The organism is Nocardia sp. NPDC052112 (genome assembly GCF_040680135.1).
Classification (GTDB): Bacteria; Actinomycetota; Actinomycetes; order Mycobacteriales; family Mycobacteriaceae; genus Nocardia.
The window spans coordinates 158,982-178,743 of sequence record NZ_JBFAWD010000006.1; the positions used below are offsets into that span (position 1 = coordinate 158,982).

At 66.0% G+C, this 19,762-nt stretch carries 14 protein-coding genes and 1 pseudogene; 5 read left to right on the forward strand and 10 right to left on the reverse strand.

Annotated features, from left to right (window positions below; all coding sequences use genetic code 11):
* Positions 1–13: 13 nt before the first annotated feature.
* The gene (locus AB0L58_RS13340; protein WP_364386041.1) at positions 14–1,153 is read left to right on the forward strand and encodes an alpha/beta fold hydrolase; all 1,140 of its coding nucleotides are present in this window, start codon (positions 14–16) and stop codon (positions 1,151–1,153) included.
* Positions 1,154–4,023: 2,870 nt separating this feature from the next.
* Positions 4,024–4,902 carry a hypothetical protein gene (locus tag AB0L58_RS13345; protein WP_364386044.1) on the forward strand — a complete coding sequence of 293 codons (879 nt, stop codon included), beginning with the start codon at positions 4,024–4,026 and terminating at the stop codon, positions 4,900–4,902.
* Positions 4,903–5,211: 309 nt separating this feature from the next.
* Here AB0L58_RS13345 and AB0L58_RS13350 read toward each other — a convergent pair.
* The 5 genes and pseudogenes from AB0L58_RS13350 to AB0L58_RS13370 all read right to left on the reverse strand — a co-directional run.
* A pseudogene (locus AB0L58_RS13350) lies at positions 5,212–5,427 on the reverse strand (hypothetical protein); the annotation flags it as partial.
* A 186-nt stretch (positions 5,428–5,613) separates the two neighbouring features.
* Positions 5,614–7,707, reverse strand: coding sequence for an AMP-binding protein (locus AB0L58_RS13355; RefSeq protein WP_364386667.1), 2,094 nt, complete (start codon positions 7,705–7,707; stop codon positions 5,614–5,616).
* A 447-nt stretch (positions 7,708–8,154) separates the two neighbouring features.
* On the reverse strand, positions 8,155–9,063 hold the full coding sequence (locus AB0L58_RS13360) for a UbiA family prenyltransferase (RefSeq protein ID WP_364386046.1): 909 nt from the start codon (positions 9,061–9,063) through the stop codon (positions 8,155–8,157).
* A gap of 5 nt (positions 9,064–9,068) precedes the next feature.
* The gene (locus AB0L58_RS13365) at positions 9,069–10,445 is read right to left on the reverse strand and encodes a cytochrome P450 (protein WP_364386049.1); all 1,377 of its coding nucleotides are present in this window, start codon (positions 10,443–10,445) and stop codon (positions 9,069–9,071) included.
* Positions 10,442–11,458 (reverse strand): polyprenyl synthetase family protein, encoded by a 1,017-nt coding sequence (locus tag AB0L58_RS13370; RefSeq protein WP_364386052.1) that lies wholly within the window; start codon positions 11,456–11,458, stop codon positions 10,442–10,444. Before AB0L58_RS13370 ends, AB0L58_RS13365 begins: the two co-directional genes overlap by 4 nt.
* A 116-nt stretch (positions 11,459–11,574) precedes the next feature.
* Here AB0L58_RS13370 and AB0L58_RS13375 point away from each other — a divergent pair, with 116 nt between their 5' ends.
* Complete coding sequence (locus AB0L58_RS13375; RefSeq protein WP_364386055.1) at positions 11,575–12,702, forward strand: helix-turn-helix domain-containing protein; 1,128 nt, start codon at positions 11,575–11,577, stop codon at positions 12,700–12,702.
* On the opposite strand, the gene AB0L58_RS13380 is transcribed toward AB0L58_RS13375, so the two are convergent.
* The 4 genes from AB0L58_RS13380 to AB0L58_RS13395 form a co-directional block, all read right to left on the reverse strand.
* A complete protein-coding gene (locus AB0L58_RS13380; RefSeq protein WP_364386058.1) occupies positions 12,679–13,800 on the reverse strand; it encodes a helix-turn-helix domain-containing protein in 1,122 nt (373 codons plus the stop codon). The genes AB0L58_RS13375 and AB0L58_RS13380 overlap by 24 nt on opposite strands.
* A 725-nt stretch (positions 13,801–14,525) precedes the next feature.
* Entirely contained in the window at positions 14,526–15,005 is a 480-nt protein-coding gene (locus AB0L58_RS13385; protein WP_364386061.1) for a hypothetical protein, read from the reverse strand.
* A gap of 190 nt (positions 15,006–15,195) precedes the next feature.
* Positions 15,196–15,885 carry an organomercurial lyase gene (merB, locus tag AB0L58_RS13390; protein ID WP_364386064.1) on the reverse strand — a complete coding sequence of 230 codons (690 nt, stop codon included), beginning with the start codon at positions 15,883–15,885 and terminating at the stop codon, positions 15,196–15,198.
* Positions 15,886–16,018: 133 nt separating this feature from the next.
* Positions 16,019–16,477 carry a MarR family transcriptional regulator gene (locus AB0L58_RS13395; protein ID WP_364386067.1) on the reverse strand — a complete coding sequence of 153 codons (459 nt, stop codon included), beginning with the start codon at positions 16,475–16,477 and terminating at the stop codon, positions 16,019–16,021.
* An 82-nt stretch (positions 16,478–16,559) separates the two neighbouring features.
* Here AB0L58_RS13395 and AB0L58_RS13400 point away from each other — a divergent pair, with 82 nt between their 5' ends.
* Together AB0L58_RS13400 and AB0L58_RS13405 are read left to right on the forward strand one after the other, a co-directional pair.
* Positions 16,560–17,324, forward strand: coding sequence for a class III extradiol ring-cleavage dioxygenase (locus tag AB0L58_RS13400; RefSeq protein WP_364386070.1), 765 nt, complete (start codon positions 16,560–16,562; stop codon positions 17,322–17,324).
* Between the two features lie 24 nt (positions 17,325–17,348).
* Positions 17,349–17,885 carry a DoxX family protein gene (locus tag AB0L58_RS13405; RefSeq protein WP_364386073.1) on the forward strand — a complete coding sequence of 179 codons (537 nt, stop codon included), beginning with the start codon at positions 17,349–17,351 and terminating at the stop codon, positions 17,883–17,885.
* Between the two features lie 93 nt (positions 17,886–17,978).
* On the opposite strand, the gene AB0L58_RS13410 is transcribed toward AB0L58_RS13405, so the two are convergent.
* Positions 17,979–19,703, reverse strand: a complete 1,725-nt coding sequence (locus AB0L58_RS13410; protein ID WP_364386076.1) for a GMC family oxidoreductase — start codon at positions 19,701–19,703, stop codon at positions 17,979–17,981.
* Positions 19,704–19,762 lie beyond the last annotated feature (59 nt).

Below are 19,762 nucleotides of genomic sequence, written 5' to 3' on the forward strand. Positions count from 1 at the left end.
TGGGAAGTACGAAATGTTTGCAATGAAGCAACGCGGCTGCCGCGCCTTCGCGGGTGCCGCCCTCATCGCCGGACTGGCGGTGGCACATGGGCTCGGAGTCGGGGTGGCGGGCGCGGACCCCAGCGAATCCGATCAGCAATTCCTCGTCGAACAGATCAACGCGGGGTTGGCGCCGGCTCCGGACGGGCGGCAGCCACAGGCGATCGTGGACACTGGAAGCGGCTCTGGCTGGGCGAAGAGCATCGCATCCAACACCGTCGGTGAAGGGCCCGAAATGTCGGTTGCCCTTGCGGCTTTCGCGTACGGCCTCACGCACCCGGACGCCGCGCCCGCGGGCGCGAATCGGTGGGATTGCAAGCCGAGTTCCGAACATCCGAACCCGGTGGTGTTGCTGCACGGCACCTGGCTCAATGCCTTCGACACCTTTGCCTATCTCTCGCCACAGTTGGCGCGGGCGGGATTCTGCGTGTTCGCCTTCAATTTCGGGCGATCGGGGTTGATGGACGGCGGCGGGATCGGTGCGGTGCTGCCCGGTCGCTACGGAGTCGGGCCGATGGCCGAATCCTCGCGGCAGCTGGCGGATTTCGTGGAGCGGGTGCGGGTGGCCACGGGGGCGGAGAAGGTCGATATCGTTGGTCATTCGCAGGGTGGCACGGTGGCCGATCAGTATCTGAAATTCGACGGGGGTGCCGATAAGGTCGGCAAGCTGGTCACCTTCGGTGCGACACACCACGGGACCTCGTTGATGGGCATCGCGTCGCTGGGGCGGGCCATCAATAACCTCGGTGTGAATATCCTCGGTTTCTACGAGCCGATCGTCGGGCTGTCGAATATCGAACAGGCCGTGGGGTCTTCGTTCTATGCGCGGCTCAATGCGAACGGCGACACCGTGCCCGGTGTCGAATACACCGTTGTCGGGTCACGATACGACGAGGTCACCAATCCGTACAACTGGACATTCCTGCAGGCTGGGCCGGATGCCACGGTGGACAACATCACGCTGCAGGACGGCTGCGAACAGGATCTGTCCGACCACCTGACCATGATGTACTCACCCCGTTCGGCGTCCATCGCGTTGGAGGCCCTCGATCCCGCACACCGTTCGAACCTGGACTGCAGCTTCAACCCATGGTTGATCGGAGGTGCCAGCTGAATCGATCGTTGAACCCTGCACGAATCGTTCGAGCCGGGCAAGGTGTGGACTTCCCAATCTCGGGAGGTTTGGCGATCTGAGTGAAAATTGACTGTGCCACTGTCCGTGCTCGGGTCCATGCGAAGCGGACCGTGGTTACGGGTCAGCACACCCGGTTGCACCTGACCGCGGTAACGACACAGCAGGAGACCTCGGTGAATCAGCGGTCGCGGTTCGACCCGGTCGAACTGCGGGCGATGGTCACGAGGCTCGAACGCCTCATCGCCGAAGCAAACCGATCCGTCATAGAGCTGAAGGCCGCGATCGAATTCGCGGAGGGGCAGTCGATCGACGTCTCCGGAGAGGTGCGCTCGGACGTGGCATCCGCGCCGGCGCATTCGGTCGGTGGATCCGTAGAAGTGCAGTCAGATGGCGGATCTGCGCAGGTGCGTCCGGTCCGCGCATCTGCGGGGGTGCAATCGTTCCGCGGGTCAGCGGGGGTGCGGTCGAGCGACGTATCCGCGGAGGGGCGGTCAGGGGTATCCGCAGCGGCGCATTCGAACGTCCCGTCCTCGGCGGTGCATTCGGATATCACGGCTCCAGTGGTGCGGTCGAATATCGCGTCGGATCAGTCGGCAGCAGAGCAACCCACTGCGAGACAAATCCGCCCGCTTGTGCGCGAGCCCGCACCGACTCCATGGTCCCGTCGCCGAGTCGACACTCCATGGTCACAACGCACAGTCCGGCCGCGCCCGGCACGATCGAACGGATCCGCCCAAGCCCCCACATCCCCGGCGCCGGAACAGATCCCACTCGCGGCGTCACCCCCGCCGACCAGCCAGCGACCCCAGCCTCGACAACCCACCGTGGCCTTCGCCGGCCACGACGCGGTATCGGCGCCAACTGATCCGCCGCGCTACGCCGCGAAGCCGATCGCACCGCCGACGGATATTCGAGCACCAGAGGCAGTTTCGCCATCGGTGGATGTTCGGCCGCCAGATCGTCTGCCATTTTCGGCGGATGCGGGGCCGGTGGCGGCCGCGGTGCCGGTGGATGTGGGCGAGCCTGCCTCAGCGCCGTTACCAGTCACTGTTCCGGACCTCGATTCCCTACACCCGCCGGTGAATATCGAGGCACCCGAAGCGGGGCTGCTACCAGCGCCGCCCGCGGCCGCGCCGTTACCGGCCGGTGTTCGGGAATTGGACGCTGTATCGGCACCGACTGGTCCGCCGCGTGATGCCGCGGCCACGGAGGCGATCCTGCCGCCGACGAATGTTGAAGTGCCGGAGCTGGTTTCGTCATCGGTGGACGTTCGGCGACCGGGTCCTCCGCGGCTGTCGGCGGATGCTGCGGAGTTGGCGACGTCGCTGGATGTTGGCGCACGGCCGCTGCCCGACGATGCTCGGGAACCCGAACCGGTACGACAGCAGGCCTCGGATGTCCGTGCGTCGGAGGTGGCGCCGCCGTCGGTGGATGTTGCCGAAGCTGCAGTCACGCCGCAACCGATGGAGCTACGGGAGCCCGACTCACCGCTGTCACCAGCCGATGTTTCGGAACCCGAGACGATGCGCCCGCCGGTGGAGACGAAGCCGCCCGCGGCTGCGCTGTTACCCGCAGGTGTTCGGGAACCGAAAGCTGTATCGATATCGACCGGTCCACTGGACGATGCCGCGAACGCGGAGGCAATCCAACCGACGATGGATGTTGAAGCGCCGGAGTTGGTTTCGTCACCGGTGGATGTTCGGCGACCAGACGATGTGCCGCTGTCGACAGATGCTGCGGAGCCCAGGGTGCTGGATGCTGCAGCAGGCCAGGCTTCACCCATGCCGGTCGACGCTCGGAAACCCGAAGCGGTACCACAGCGGCCCGCGGATGTCCGTGCGCCGGAAGCGGCGCCGCAATCGGTGGATGTTGCGGAGCTCGAGGCGATGCGTCGGCCGGTGGAGACGGAGCCGCCTGCGGCTGTGCCGTTGTTGACAGATCCTGCCGAGACCGCAGCAGTCGCGCCGTCGGCAGAGGTTCCTGAACCCGAGACGGTAGAGCTGCCGGCGGCCGTTGGTTCGCCCGAGGGGGTGTCCTCGCCAGCGGATGTTGCGGAGCCCACGCCACTTGCGCAATCGGCTGATGCTCGACAACCGCGGACAGTGCCGCCGTCGGCGGATGCTCGGGGATCCCGGACCGTTGAGTTGCCGGCGGACGTCGTAGTGCGGAATGCGGTACCGGGATCGGTGGATGTTGCGCCGCCTGCGGATGTTGCGGGGTGCACGGCCGTGGTGTCACTGGCAGCCGCTTGTGAGCCGGATGCAGCGCCGGTGCCGGCGCGTATTCAGGAACCCGAGGCGGAAGAACCGCCAGTGGGTGTCGGAGCGCCGCAGGGGGCTGTCACGACGTCCACGGCGGGGGCGCTACCGGCAGATTCTCCGGAAACAAAGGATCTACACCGACCGGCGAATATCCGTGATCCGGAGGCAGTGTCGGCGCTGGCGGATGTTCGAGCGCCCGAGACGGTGCAACTGCCAGAGGTTGTCGCAGTGCCGCAAGGGGGGTCTGTATCGGCGGATGTGGCGGAGCCCGCGGCCGCGGCGCGCCCGGCCGATGTTCAACAATCACAGGCAGTGCCGCCATCGGCGCATGCTCAGGAACCTGAGACCGTAGAGCTGCCAGTCGATGTCGGACTGCTGGACGCGGTGCCGGTATCGGCGGGTGTTGTGGCGCCCACAGCGGTGGCGCTACCGGCGGATGTCGGGGACCTCGGGACAGTGTCGCAACCGGTCGATGTTCCGGCACCCGAGACGGCATGCCCGCCGGTAGATGTTGGAGTGCCGGAGGGGGTGGCACTGCCTACCGATGTTTCGGGATACGACACGGTTCGGCCGCCGATGGAGATCGGTGTGTCCGTGGCGCAGCAACCGAATAGTGCGGGGCCCGCGGTGCTACCGGCCGATGTTCGGGGGCCGGAGGCGGTGCCGGTATCGGCGGACGTCCACGAGCCCGACGCGGCGTCGCCGGCGGTCTACGGGCCGGGACCCGATTCGGCGCCGCTCTATGTTCGAGAGCCTGAGGTGCTGTGGCCGCCGGTGCAGGAACTGGAGCCGGAGACAGTAGGGCTTTCGGCCTATCCCGATGTCGAGATGCCGCGCTCGCGTGGGGATTCCGCGGATTCGTCGGCACCGCGGACGGCCGTCGAGTTGGCGGCACAGCATGGTCTGGACATCATCGGGTTCGACGGGCCGAACGTCGACACATATGTTGTCCAGGAGGTCACGGCGGCGGTCGACGATATGCTCACCAGGTATCCGATCGCCTTGCGCGGCATACGGATTACCGACCCGGACGAAAGCGCGGCCGCTGTGCGCGGGCGGTCTCCGGCGCTACCGCAATCGGAGGCGTCGGCGATCTGGATGGTGCTCGACGGCGGGGCTTTGGCCACCCTGGTCCCGGCGGCCGGGAACGCGCGGCCGCGCAGGTGGTTGCGCCGTCGGCGCAATACCGAGCGTCCGGTGTACGCCGCGGTCGTGCGCGAATACGCTTGTGCCCTCGATGTCGCGGGTGACTTTCGCGCCCGGCACGAGGCACAGCGCCGACTGATCACCGAATCCCTGCGTGGCAGTGCGGATCTCGCCTACAACCCGCTGGATCCGAGCCTCGCACTGCTCGATGCCTTCACCGATGTCGCGCTGCGCGGGGATCGTGCGGGAAAGCTGGCAAAGGAGTTGCACGACATGCTGGTGAAAATGGCACGAGCCGAGTCGACGGATCCCGCGGCCTGAAGCGGGCCCGCAAAGCGCACCGGGCTCGGATCGCTTGTGCCGACGACGAGATTCGGTGTGCTCGACGCTATTCGACGGTGGGGCTTCGGCGTTCGATGAGGATGACATCGCGCCAGCGACCGTGGTGGCGGCCGATGCGCTCGCGGATGCCGACAATGCGGAATCCGGCTTTGGTGTGCAGGGCGAGACTGGCGGTTTTTCGGGGAAGATGCCGGATTGGATGGTCCAGACGCTGGCGGCGTCGGTGGACTCGACCAGCGCAGTGAGCAGTGCGTGGCCGATATGGCGGCCGCGAGCGGCCAGGTGCACATAGACGGAGTGCTCGACAACTCCGGCATAGGCACATCGGTCGGACACCGGCACCGCAGCGACCCAGCCGCGGACCTGGTCGTATTCGTCGACAGCGACGAAGCGCTGGTCGGGGAGTTTGGCAGCGTCGAAGTGTTCCCAGCTGGGCGCTGGCGATCGGCGGGCTCGCCTTCGTCCTCGGCTTGCGCTACTAGCACCTCGGCAGGCCGTCGGAATGCGATCGCCTTGGCCTGGGCGGCGTGGCGTTGTCTACCGTGAGCCTGTTCACCGCATTCGTCTTCACCGTATCGATCACCCTGTGGGATGAATTGCACTGGTCCGCACTGCGCACCGGTGTGGCGATGGCACCGTTCGCACTCGGCCCCTGGCACTGCCCGCACCGGCACGGGAATCCGCATAAGGTCAGGCCGAACCCAGATCACCCAGTGGCGACGGAGCGCCGGGCTCGGATCCGATGAGCAGCCGTTTGAGGATCTTCCCGGTTTCGCCGCGGGGGAGTGCGTTGAGAAAGGTGACATCGCGCGGTACCGAAAAACGGCTGAGCCGGTTGCGGATGTAGGACCGGATCATATCCGAATCCAGCCCGGCGCCTTCGCGTTTCACGACGAAGGCGGCCAGCCGCTGCCCGAATTCGGAATCCGGGACCCCGACCACCGCGACCTCGCTGACCTGCGGCAGATGCGCAAGTGCCTCCTCGACCGGACGCGGGAAGACGTTCTCACCACCGGAGATGATCATCTCGTCATCGCGTCCGGCAACGAACATACGGCCCGCGACATCGAGATAGCCGAGGTCCCCGGTGTCGAGCATGCCGTCGGACTCGGCGGGCGGCGCGGAATTGACATAGCCGTCGAACAACATGTGGTTGCCGACGAAGATATGCCCGGTGACACCGATCGGAACCGGACGCTGATCCGGACCGAGCACCGCGACGCGGGTGCCGAGCGGCGGTCGTCCCGCGGTGGTCGGTGCGGTGCGCAGATCGTCCGGGGTCGCGATGGTGGCCCAGGAGACCTCGGTGGAACCGTAGACGTTGTAGAGGATTTCGCCATAGGTGTCCAGGAACCGCAGCACCGTCACCCCGGCCAGCGGTGCGCCGCAGCTGATCACGGTGCGCAGACTGGACGTATCGTAGCGAGCCCGAACGGCGGTGGGCAGATCGAGGATGCGGTTCACCATTGTCGGCACGACGATCATGCTCGCGATCTGGTGTTCGGCGACCAGGCGCAGACAGTCCTCCGCGTCGAACCGCTCCGGCAGCACCACCGTTGCGCGCAGTGCCGTGCTGAGTTGCAGTCCGGCCAGCCCCCAGGTGTGGAACAGCGGGGCCGGGATGAGCATCGCCGCATCCATTACGAGCGGAATCCGCGACAGCAGGGCCGCGATGGTGCCGAAACCCTTCGGATGGGGGCGGCGCGCGCCCTTCGGAGTGCCGCTGGTGCCCGAGGTGAGGACGATCAGTCTGCCGGGCTGTGCCGGGATGCGAAATTCACACTGCCCCATGGCGATCAGGTCGTCGATGGTGGGTCGCCCGGGTACCGGTGGCCGACCGTCGGTATTGAACCGGGGCAGGTCGGTATGCAGATAGCGCACGAGCTGTTCGAGATCGCCGTCAACGAACAGCGCCGAAAGGCGGTGGCGTTGCACGATTTCCTCGATGCGCCGTCCGGACAGCCCCGCATTGAGCAGCGCCACGTCGACACCGAGTTTCCCGGCGGCGACCATAGTTTCGACCATGCCCGCATGGTTGCGCGAGAGCAGCCCCACCGCGTCACCGGACGCGAGACCGAGCGTAGCCATGGCGCCGGCCAGCGCATTCGTGCGCTCGTGCATCTGGGCGAAGGTGCGGGTTCCGGCGTCGTCGACGACGGCGATCCGATCCGGTGAATGTGCGGCACCCGCCGCATAGCCGCCCGCCAGGTTGAAACCCCATTTCGCCAGGGAGCGAACCTGTTTGATGCTGGCCGCGGGGTTGGTGGGCCGCGCGACACCGGTACTCATGATCTGCTTGGCCACGCTCACCTGCCGCCACAGCGGTGAGTTCTCGGCATTGACCACCACCGATGTGTGCGCGCCCCGAACGACATCGACCACGCGCCGCAATCCGCTGTTGACCCACGCCACCACCGCGGCATTGGACTGCTCCGGCAGCAGCGGATGCATCCGTGCCACGGCGAACAGGGTGATGATGATCGTGGTGCGCTCCTCGTCGCCGCGCAGGCGGACCGAGGCGAAACTGCCGGTGCCCTGGCATTCCAATTCGAAGCTCTCATACCAGCGCCGCACCCGGAACCGCAGCTGATGGGTGCGAATTCCGGATTCGGTGGTACCGACCCGCACCTCCAGAATGCCATTGTCGGTACGGGACTCGACGCGTTCGCACCCTCCGATGCCGACGAATAACCTTGGATAGGTCTGCGGTTCGAGCAGCAGATCCCAGAGCACTTGCCGGGCGATCGTGAATTCCGCGCCCACATCGATGATGTCGGTAACCAACTCATGCACTTCTCGTCGGCCGGTTCGAACAGCTCGGGTCGGCGGGTAACCCCTGTATACGCAAGTATGCGAGGCCCCACCCGTGTTGCCCACCATTCACTGCGAAGTTGGGTCCGCGCCCAACCGATCACCGGCACCCATGTGAATGACTCCAATAATCGCTGGAATCCACCCGCCGGGCACCGCGCACCCACCTAGGATCGATCACAACCTGGGCGCGGACCAATAATGTTGTGCCCCAATCGGATTGCCCAAACGTTCAGGCAACCCCGAGCTCACCGGGCACGGTCGCCGACACCGTGTCTCGAACACTCGCAGGCACGACACCCAGGCCGCAGTCGGTGCGGGTGCCGCTGATGCAGCAGTGTTCGAGGGCAGGCCGCGCTCACCCGGTTCCGGTAATCCGATCCTGCCCCGGGTCTGCGTGGGTGCGTCCTGCCGGTGCGGTCAGGTTCCGAAGGCGAAGACCGCGCTGGCCAGAGTCAGGCAGTACCAGTAGGTATAGAGGAGGTAGGTGGTGTGATCGGCACGGCGATCACGGCGCCGGAGCACGCGATAGGCGATGACGAAGGACAACAGCGCCGCGGCGACTCCGAGCAGCGCCGCGGGGGCCGGTGCATTTCGATAGACGAGGAAATGCATGGCGACCGGATAGACGGCGAAGGCCGCCGCGAAGAACCGTCGGCAGGCCATCTCGCCGAAAACCACTGCTGCGGTGCGTCTTCCGACCGCCATATCCCCGTCGATATCGCGCAGATCCTGCAGGGATACCAGCACACCCAGGGGGATGGCGATCGCGGCGATCCACGTCCAGGCCGCGGGCGTCAAGGGAGTAACGATTTGCCAGGCCGCCGCGAGCTGAGCGATCGTGCCCGCGACCATCGCGGCATTCTTGCCCAACAGCGCACGGGCACCACCGAGGTGATTGTGGAAGGCCCACGCCGCTATCCAGAGCACCGTCCATTCCGGGACCTGCAGGACCGCACCCAGCGTGAGGAAGGCGGCAGTGGCCCAGACCAGCCGCCACTTGGCACCCAGCGGGGTGACGAGTCCGACGACGAGCGGCCGGTGCGGTTTGTTGAGACGGTCCTCCTCGATCCCGGTCAGCTGGTTGGACAGGTTGAAGGTGTAGATGTAAAGCCAGAAGTAGAGCAGACATTCGGCCAGCACCTGTGGCAGTGTCGCGATACTCGCATGAGTGCTCGTCCAAGCCGCGACGGCGAAGGTCGTCGCGGGCACAACGGTTGCCGTCAGATCGCCTGCGCTGAAGGACCAGCAGATGTGGAATTCACGCAGCAAGCCATTGGTCAGCGCGCCCACTCTGCGGCACGTGGGCGCTTCGGCTGGGGCGGCCATATCGGCTACCCCGGCCGCGATGTGGTCGCGTCGACGGCCACCGGATCTCGACGCCACACCCGCATACCGAGTTTCGTCGGTGCGGGCAGATGTGCGAGAGAAACGGAGACGGGTCGAGGCGACAGCGGAGCCACGCGCCAGCGTGCCGCGATTGTCGCCAGTGCCAAACTGGCCTCGACCAGCCCGAATTGGTCACCGATGCAGCGGCGGGCACCGGCGCCGAAGGGGATGAACAGGGCGCGGTCCGGCTCCATGCCGATCCAGCGATCGGGCCTGAATTCGCCTGCCCGATCATAGATTTCATCGCGCCGATGAATGACGTGCGGACTGACCGCGACGGTCGTGCCCGCCGGGAGCGAGACGCTGTCAAGGGTGGTGTCCGCCGAAACCACCCGGGTGAGCAACCATCCGGCCGGATACAACCGCAGCGTTTCGGTCACCACCCGGTTGACGACCGGCAGATTCGGCAGATCCTGGTAGCGAGCCGTGTTATCGCTCAGCACGGTATCGACCTCCTGCTGCACCTGGCGTCGCATTTCGGGATCACGCCCCAGCAGATAGAGTGCCCACGTCAATGTGCTCGCGGTGGTTTCCGCACCCGCGAACAGAAACGTGAACACCTGGTCGATCAGTTCCTCGTCGTTCATCGCGACCTGCGCGCCGGTGGAATCCGGATCGCGGGCGCGCATCAGCGAGGACAGCAGGTCACCGTGGTCGCGATTATCGGCCCGCCGCTGTTCGATGAGTTCGGCGGCCACCGTCCGCAGCCGGTGTCGAGCCTGGTAGTAGCGCCGGTTCGCCGGTGTCGGCATTCGATTGACGGTCGGTGGCAGCACCATTCGCCGGAATATATTCCCGGCAATGGTCGCGAAATCATCGGCGACCTGCTGAACCGAGGTCTCCGGAAACGACGAGGAGAACATTGTCCGAACCGCCGCTCGCACAGTGAGTTTCGACATTTCCACGCCGAGCTGGATCCGCTGTCCGTCCTGCCACGAACCCACGACGTCTTCGATCGAGTCGATCATGGCCGCGGCATAGCCGGGCAGACGAGCCGACTGGAATGCGGGCTGGCTCAGGCGGCGTTGGCGGCGGTGCCTGCTGTGCGGACAGGTTCCGATACCGTCGCCCGCGACCTCGCGGGAGCGGTCGTAGAGTGGGCCGCCGCGGTCGAAGGTGCGGTCGTCGAGCAGTACCACCCTGGCCAATTCGGGATCACAGACCACCACAACCGGCAGCGGACCCAATTGGACTCGGCTCAAGCGCCCATGGTGGGAGAGTGTCGAAAGAAATCCGATCGGGTCGGTGAGGAAACGTAGGCCGTGCCCGAGGAGTGGCACGGCATGCGGAGCTAGCGGGATCGACTCGATCGGGTTTTTCATGCGGGCCTGCTCGTCATCATCGCGGCAAGTAGTCGAAGATCCTCGGTGGCCTCGTCGGCGGCGATGCCGGTCAGGCAGTCCAGCGCGGCACCGAGCTGCCGATCGGCCTCCCGTTCGGCCCACTCGCGTGCGCCGGTGAGTTCGATCAGGCAGGCGATCCGATGCAGCGTTTCGTGATCTCGTCCCGCATCGCGATACAACTCGCGCAGTACATCCGCGGTGGGACCGGTCGAATCCAGTGCGCGTGCGATCGGTGAGGACTTCTTGCGGTTGGCGAGGTCCGGGTACAGCGACTTGCCGGTCACACCCGGATTGCCCCAGATGCCGAGTACGTCATCGATCAATTGGAATGCGATGCCGAGATGGTGTCCGAAGTCGGCAAGTGCGCTGGCTTGTTCGGGGTCGGCGCCACCGGCGATCGCGCCCATCTCGCAGGCACAGGACAACAGCGCCGCGGTCTTCGACTCGATCATGGCGAGGGATTCGTCGAGCCCGACGGGCTCGTGGTGTTCGGAGTCGATATCGGCCGACGGTCCGTTGCACAGGGCGACGAGGGCTTTCGACAGCAGCGTGATGCCGGGACGGCCGACCATCTCGTTGATCGCCATGGCGAGTAGCGCATCCCCGGCGAGCTGGGCGCCGCGTTCACCGAAGACCGACCAGGCCGTTCGGCGGTTGCGCCACTGCTCATCGCCGTCCAGCAGATCGTCGTGGAGCAAGGAAAAATCGTGCACGAGTTCGACCGCGACCGCCTCGGCGACACCCTGCGGTGGCTCCGCGGCCGCCACGGCTTTGGCGGATGCGAGTACCAGTGCCGAACGGACCGATTTGCCGACTTGTTTGCTCGGCCGACCTGTGGCGTCCAACCAGCCGGCGTGGTAGCCGACGATCATGCGGATCGGTGGGGCAATGCGGTCCAGGGAGGAACGGTATGCGGGCTCGACCAGCCGCTTGGCCTCGTCGAGCACCGTGGCCGCGGTTCGCGACCCGGATTCGTACCTGGTAATGCCCACTACCCGTCCTTCGATGCCCGCCTCGCTCGTACTCGGTCGCACGTAGCATTGAGATGGTATCAACATTTGGATGGTATGCGCATCTGTAAACGAACAGAACGGTTGGTGGAGAACCGATGAGTCGTCAGAGCAGAGCCGCATTGCAGCAACGCAATCGCGACCGGGTCCTAGCGGCTGCCAAGGCCGAATTCGCCGAACGCGGTTTTCGCGGGGCGACGGTCGACGACATCGCCGAGCGCGCGGATCTGACCCGCGGCGCGGTGTACTCCAACTTCGCTGGTAAGCGGGCGTTGTATCTGGCCGTGCTGGCCGCGGAAGCCGAAGCGGCGCCGGAGCTCCTCGATGGCCGACCGGCGCGCACCCCGGTGGTGGCCATCGGCCGATTCGCGCGGACCTGGGTCGAGCGCCTCCCTGGTTCGGCAAACCATCCGGTGGGTGGCATGGCGCAGCTGCGCTCGCCGATGCTGGCACACGATCTCATTCCCGAACTGGTTGTCGACGAATGTCTGCGCGGCTCGTTCGTGCAGCTGATCAAACTGGACGCCATCCTGCTCGGCCTGGCCCTCGCGGGCCTCGAAGGCGGTGGCGAATCCGTACTGCCGGGTCGTTGGCTCGGCATCGCCGAATCGGTGATCACCCTGCTGTACGGCGCGACCCAATTGTCCTTCGTCGCACCGGAATTCGTGGACGGGGTGAAGGTGATCGCCGCCTGTGAGCAGATGGTGCACCATCGGATCGACGAGGCCGCGCGGGCCGCGGCGCATACCGTCGCGGTGGCGGACATCGACGAACCGTGGACGCCACCGCCGTGCCGCGATCTCGTCCATACCGCGACCGCGGACCTTTCGGGCGGAAATGTCGTTGCGGTACTCGGGATGAACAAGCTCGGCGCCGTCGCGGATATCCTGCGTGACCAGCCCGATGGAGGGCGCACCACGGTCGCGATGGTCACCGCTGACGTGCGTGAGGTGGCACAGCTGGCGCGCCTCGCGGTCAGCGATATCAGCCGGTCGCTGCGCGCCGCGTTTCCGTGCCCGGCAGTTCCCGGCATGCAGGTGGTACTCGATGAATCCGGTGAACTCGCACGGGCTTGCGGGGTCGATACCGTCGATGACGATACCGAGTGCGCGGTAGTCGTCGACGGTGAGCGGGTGCTGGCGCGGGCGGCGGGGACGGGTGCCTGTCAGGCGCTGGCGAAAACGCTCGGCACCCTGGATGACTCACGCTCGATCCGAAGTCGTTGAACTCGTATATGCGGTTGCCGCGGCCTTGGCTGCGCCCCGCCCCTCGGCCCGCGCCGTGATGTGACCGTTCTCGACGATGACAGCAAGCTCGGAATTGTCTTCGACCCGGTCGAATCCGCATGCGGCCGCGAGTGTTCCGGCATCATCGACGATCACCTGCAGCCGAGGTAGCGCCGCCGCCGGGAAAGCGTGGCGCAATGACCGGCAGATATCCGCGATCGCCAGCCGCGCCAGCGGTGCGAGTTCCGCGGGGTGATCGCTCACCAGCGCCAGCGTGATATCGGTGTGCTCGGGCCAGATCGACAGCGCCGCTTCGATAGTGCCGATCCGGTGCATGCCGAGGACGGCGATCAGGCCGTCGCTGTCGAGCCGGGCCGAGTCGGCGCGTATCCGATCGGTACAGCTCGGTGGCTCCCAGGGCTCGTCGACCGGGGTGACGTGCGCGTGGACGTGCGCGGGCGGCGTCGGCGTCTTCACGCCACCGAGTAGTGCGACCTGCTCGCACAGCGCGATGGCCCGTGCCGGATCGGTGAATTCGGGCGCGACGTAGGACAGCTGGGTCGTCCCGTACAGGATCGTCAGTACGGATTCGGCGCTGGCGATGAAACTCTCCAGTGGCGCGGCGGTCGGTTGGCTGATTGCCCGCAGCGATGCGGCGAGCAGTAGCGCGTCGAGCGCGAGCAGTTGGGCGAACGGTCGCCGGATCTGTTCGCTCATCAGGACTTCGGGAACGAAATCGACGCTGAGCGCCGGGGAGGTGAACTGTTCGTCCTCGCTGTATTCGTACTGGCTCGACTGCGGGAGTTGCTCGAGCCAGGTACTCGCGAACGCGCCGAGCGCGGCGGCCGGTGTGTCGGCCGGCGCGGGGCCGGCGGCGGGTGGGGGAGCCTGTTCGGCCTCGTGTGCGAGCACCGCGAGATAGAGCGCCCGCTTGCCCGGAAAATTGGAATAGACCGCGCCACGTGTCATATCCGCGCGCTCGGCAATGCCGTCGACCGTCGCGCCGCGGAATCCGCGCTGCGCGAACTCGGACTTGGCCGCGGCCAACACCTTTCTGCGGGTGGCGTCCTGCTGCTGTGCCCTCGTCAGACGAACCATCGGTCCCTTCGCTGTTCCCTTGCTTCCTGCGGCACCGCGCAGCGTACCGGTTCGATACTCGCGCGCGGCGCTACAAATGGCCGAGATGTAGCTGGTGGCGCGGCGATCGTGCCCTGTTCGGCGTTGTCACGCACATTCGGATGCGTCTATCATCCAAATGGTATCAACATCTCGACCGCCGATGTCCTCGCGCGTCAGTTGCTGCCGTCTGACCGCGGAGGGGACGGTCAGACGGCATCCGGGCATAGGGCGCCTGCCAAGGGGATTCGAGCTGTCCAGCACCGTGTCGGGTCGATGCGTATCGCACCGACCACCTGGTGAAATTCGCCGTCGAGAAGGCCCCGCCCGGATACCGGATGTAGAACCACCGCAGGTGTGGTCGATACCGGGTGGCGCGGCGAGCGCTGACGCGATCACGCAAATTCTGGCGGAGTGCTTCCGCGTCAACGTGATTCGAACCTACTTGCGGCACGGACAGTGCCGTTTGCCGAGCGGAGGTGCCGGGGTGCAGGTATGGTGTGGCCCACGTTTTGCGCGCTGGTCCTGCGCACGGTGCTGGTCCCCGCGACCGTGTGGCTGCTCGGTGACGCATGCTGGTCGGCGCCCGCCTGGCTGCGGCGCATCCAGCGGAAGTTATTGTCCGCGAACCAATTCCCGACGATGCGGGCCCGATGCCGACGCCGGATCGCCGACCGGAATCGGACCCGAGTTCGGTCTGACGCTGCTCAACTCGCCATATCGGTGAGCTGCGGCTTGCGGCCGGATTCGGCGGCCCGCACCGCGGCGGCGATCGCGACCAGAGGCGGTACCCAGCGCGCCTCACTCGGGGAAATCCCCCAGCAGGCCGATCCGGCCGACAGACGGGTCGGCGGGAGCGGGATGCTCGCGCCGACGGTGTGCACGATCGCGCCGACGGCACGCAGTGCGCCGATCGCCATGGCTGACTTGGCCGCGCCGACGACCAGATGGATCTCGCGACGCTGCGGACCCGGAATTTCGATCACCGGACCGGACAGGTTGTTGGCCCGAAGGTACCGGCGCACGGTGGCCGCCAGCGCGTCGGTGAGTTCGACGGCCGATATCCGCTCGTCGGTGATCATGCAGACACCATTGGTCGTTTCCACGACCGTCCAGCCGCGTCGGCGGTAGTCCTGCACCGTGTCCGACGTGGTCTCGGTGACGGGACTCGGAAACGTCGTCGGCACTGTCTTCTCCGTTCTCGGTTCGAATCTGCGACCATCAGCGTCACATCCGTACCTGGACATCAAATCTGTTCGGGCTTAGAGTTTCCCAACAGATTTCTTACGGCCCTGATTCTGCGTTGTTCCCATCTGCGGTCACATCGCTCCGAGGTAGCGGTCGCTGTCCTCCTTTGGTCGGACCCGAATATCAGGGTCATTCGGGCAAACCCCAAAATTGCCCGTGCAGTCCTACCTGTGCGGAATAGGCTGCGGCGGACGAGGAATCGCGCCTGTTATACCCGGATTCCATGCGCCCGGCGTACCAGTTGCTGGCAAGTCGCCACAGCGTGGCGAGGTCCATCACACAACCCGCTGCCTGCCCGGTCTTCGTCAGCCAGGTATCGACACAGTCGGTCGAGCAGAACAGACGCTGATTGGCGCAGGTGTGCACGTCATCGTCCCAGATCCGGGGGACCGGGGTCAGGAAGTGCGCCACTTGATCCCCCGTCGGCGGCGCCGCTCGACCGACCACCCAGGCGTGCGGCGAATCACAGGCTGGACAGCGGGTGGCGACCAGAACGTCCGGCTCTTCGGGGAGCAAATGCGCGATAGCGAACGAATCCCACGCGCACTCACCCCACCACAAGGCCCGCGCACCCATGACCGAGAAGCCGAGCGGAATCGATGCGAAGGGGTGCGCCATGAGGATCCTGTCGCGATCCTGCCCGTCCAGCACGACATCTCGGTGCTCGTGCAAGGCGGCCAACGCACTACCCACCTCGTCCGGCGGGAGCCCGGTCACGACCGCCGGATCCGTGGGGGAAGGTGCGTCGCCGGTGCGTGCGAAGTGGGAGTAGACCGCAACGCGAATCTGTTCTCGGGTGTGAGCGGCGGCATCATTCATCGCCGAACTCCTGGCGGTAACTGTGGACATCGGTGTCCCAGCCTCTGCCCAGGGAGTTCGGAAGTCTTGAACGGTGGTGCGACCGATCAGGTCCCGGTACCGCACTGTGCTCGCGGCCCGGCGAGCCGAGAAACTAATCGAGTCGTCGGGCGACCTCGCCGAGACCGGTGGCGATGGCCTCTTGTTGTTCGGGTGTCAGCACATCGATGAGTACGCGGCGGACCGTTTCGACGTGGCCGGGAGCTATCTGTTCGAGGCGTTCGCGGCCGTCCGCGGTGAGCTTGGCGATGACGCCGCGGACATCGGTCGGGCACGCTTCGCGGCGCACCAGACCGGCCTTCTCCATCTGGGTGATCTGGTAGTTCAGGCCGCTTTTCGAGGTGTAGAGGGCATCGGCCAATTCGGTCATACGCAGCTGGCCCTCCGGTGCCGCGGCGAGACGAACCAGCACCTCGTACTGGGTGTGTGAGAGCCGCTCCTGTTTGAGGTGCTGTTCGACCTGTCGACCGACGAGCGCTCCCGCCGCCAGGAAACCCTGCCAGGTGCGCATCTCCCGCTCGTTCAGCCATTTCGCGTCAGCCACGGGAGCCATCCTACCCAGGTTGTTCAAATTTGAACATCGAGCTATAGTCGGTTCGCGTTCAAATTTGAACTACTTTCGACGGAGGACAGTGATGGCCGGACGTATGCCGGTGCTCTACCTCTCACATGGCGCACCACCGCTGGCCGATCACCCGCGGTGGCCCGCTGAGCTGGCCGCGTGGTCGCGCGAATTGCCGCGTCCCACGGCGATTTTGATGATTTCCGCGCACTGGGAGGCCGCGCCGATCGCACTCGGTGCCACCACGACGGTGCCGCTGGTCTATGATTTCGGCGGTTTCCCGGAGCGTTACTACCACGTGCGATACGCGGCACCGGGTGCGCCGGAGTTGGCGGATAAGGTGCGCAAGCTGCTCGGCGGCGGTGTCGTCGATGTACCCGATCGGGGGTTGGATCACGGCGCCTATGTGCCGCTGAAGGAGATGTACCCCGACGCCGATGTCCCGGTACTGCAGCTATCGATGCCAACACTGGATCCGCAGCGGCTCATGGAATTGGGCCGTCGGCTGGCGCCGCTGCGCGGCGAGGGTGTGCTGATCGTCGGCAGCGGCTTCTTCACCCACAACCTGCGCGCCATCACCACCGATGACGAGCACGTCTACAACTTCACGGCGGAATTCGACGACTGGGGCCGGGAAACCCTCGCGGCCCACGATCTCGACGCCCTGCTCGACTTCGAAAACAAGGCCCCCGCGGCACATCTCGCGCATCCGCGCACCGACCATTTCGCGCCACTGTTCGTCGCGCTCGGTGCGGGCGCGGACGATTTCGCCAACCACCGCACCGTCATCGACGGGTTCTGGCTGGGCATGGCCCGGCGCTCCATCCAGCTCGGCTGATCCACCCACCACGAAAGGTATCCCATGACCGCGACCATCACGGCCCCCGCCGCGCAGCGCGAATCCGCCACGCCTACACACACTTACGACCTCGGTCTACTTGTCCTGCGGCTGGCCGTCGGGCTCACCATGGCCGCACACGGCGCCCAGAAACTCTTCGGCTGGTTCAATGGTGGTGGCCTGGACGGCACCGGCAAGTTCTTCGAGATGAGCGGCTACCCCGCGGGTAAGGCGATGGCCCTTGTCGCCGGTCTCAGCGAAACCTTCGGCGGACTCGCCCTCGCCCTCGGTCTACTCACCCCGCTCGCCGCCGCGGCACTGGTCGGCACCCTGCTCAATGCGATCGCGGTCAAATGGGGCGGCGGCTTCTTCGCCCCCAAGGGCATCGAATACGAACTGCTGCTCACCCTGGCCGCCGCATCGCTCGCGCTCACCGGTCCGGGCCGATACGCCGCCGACCGAGTGATCCCGGCCGTGCGCAACCACCGCCTCGTCTTCGGCATCGCCGCGATTGTGCTGGCCCTGGTGGTCGCGGGCGGGGTGCTGCTTGTGCGCAACTGACGCGATGCCCGTGTGAACCCGCCTGGCGGCAGTGCCGGGCGGGTTTCAGCGTCCGCGTCCATCGCTGTTGCCGGCCAGGCGCGGCCGGCGAGCTCAGCTGGCGGCGGACTTGTGGGTGCGGAGTTCGACGATCGGGAGGATCAGAGCGGCGGGGGCATCGGCGGGGACGACCGGGTTGTTGGGGGCGATGGGCTGGATCTGTTGGTAGGCAACGTCCTGTGCGGGTCGCAGGTCCTGCTCGCCCTTGTTGGGCCAGTAGGCGGCGCAGCGTTCGGCTTGGGCGGTGATGGTCAATGACGGGTTGACGCCGAGGTTCGCGGAGACGGCGGCGCCATCGACGACGCTGAGCGTCGGGTAACCGAAAACTCGGTGGTAGGCGTCGATTACGCCGGTGTCGCGGTCCGCCCCGATGGGAGCGCCGCCGAGGAAGTGGGCGGTGAGTGGGATATTGAAGACTTCGCCCCAGCTGCCGCCCGCGACGCCGCCGATTTCCTCGGCGACCTTGCGGGTCACCTCGTTGCCCGCCGGAATCCAGGTCGGATTGGGTTCGCCGTGGCCCTGTTTGCTGGTGAGCTTGCGGCCGAACAGTGTGCGCTTGGTGTAGGTGGTGATCGAATTGTCGAGGTGCTGCATCACCAGCGAGATGATGGTGCGCTCACTCCAGTTCTGCACGCTCAGGAAACTGATGAGTGTGAACGGATTTCGCGCCACCTGCCCGAGGAAGCGCAGCCAGCGCGGCATCCGGCCGCCGCCGTCCACCATCAGGGTCTGCAACAGCCCCATCGCATTCGAACCCTTGCCGTAGCGGACCGGCTCGATATGGGTGTCATGGGTCGGGTGGATCGATGACGTGATCGCGACACCACGGGTGAAGTCGACATCGGGATTCACCTTGCGGGTCGCCGCGCCCACAATGGATTCGGAGTTGGTGCGTGTGAGTTGGCCCAACCGGTCGGACAATTCGGGGAGTACGCCGCGATCGCGCATGGCGTGCAACAACTTCTGGGTGCCGAGGGTGCCAGCGGCGAGCACGACCTGGCCCGCGGTGTAGGTCTGCGGGCGCTTTCGGAACCACGCACCGGTGCGTTCGGTAGAGACATCCCAGGTGCCGTCGGGCAGCGGGCGGATCGAGGTCACCGTTGTCATCGGAATCACCTGCGCACCAGCCTTTTCCGCGAGATACAGGTAATTCTTCACCAGAGTGTTCTTCGCGCCGTGGCGGCAGCCGGTCATACACTCACCGCATTCGAGACACCCCGTGCGGTCCGGGCCCACACCGCCGAAGTACGGGTCCGCCACGGTCTTTCCCGGTTCACCGAAGAAGACGCCGACCGGGGTCTGTACGAAGGTATCGCCGAAGCCCATATCGTCGGCGACCTTCTTGAACACCTCGTCCGCCGGTGTCAGATGCGGGTTCTGCACCACCCCGAGCATCGTCTTCGCACGCTCGTAGTATGGGGTGAGTTCGGCGCGCCAGTCGGTGATATCACGCCACTGCTGATCCTGGAAGAACGGCTCCGGCGGGACGTAGAGCGTGTTGGCGTAGTTGAGCGAACCGCCGCCGACACCCGCGCCCCCGAGGATCAGCACATTGCGCAACGGGTGGATGCGCTGGATGCCGTAGCAGCCCAGCTTCGGCGCCCACAGGAATTTACGCAGGTCCCAGCTGGTTTCGGGCAGTTCGTCATCGGCGTAGCGCCGACCGGCCTCGAGCACACCGACCCGGTAACCCTTCTCGATCAGCCGCAGCGCCGTGACGCTGCCGCCAAATCCCGAACCGACCACGAGTACGTCGAAATCCTTGTCTCGCTGGTCCATGTGGTGCTCCTCGATCCGTGTCGCCAGTGACACCGGTAACACTACTACCGAGTAGCTAA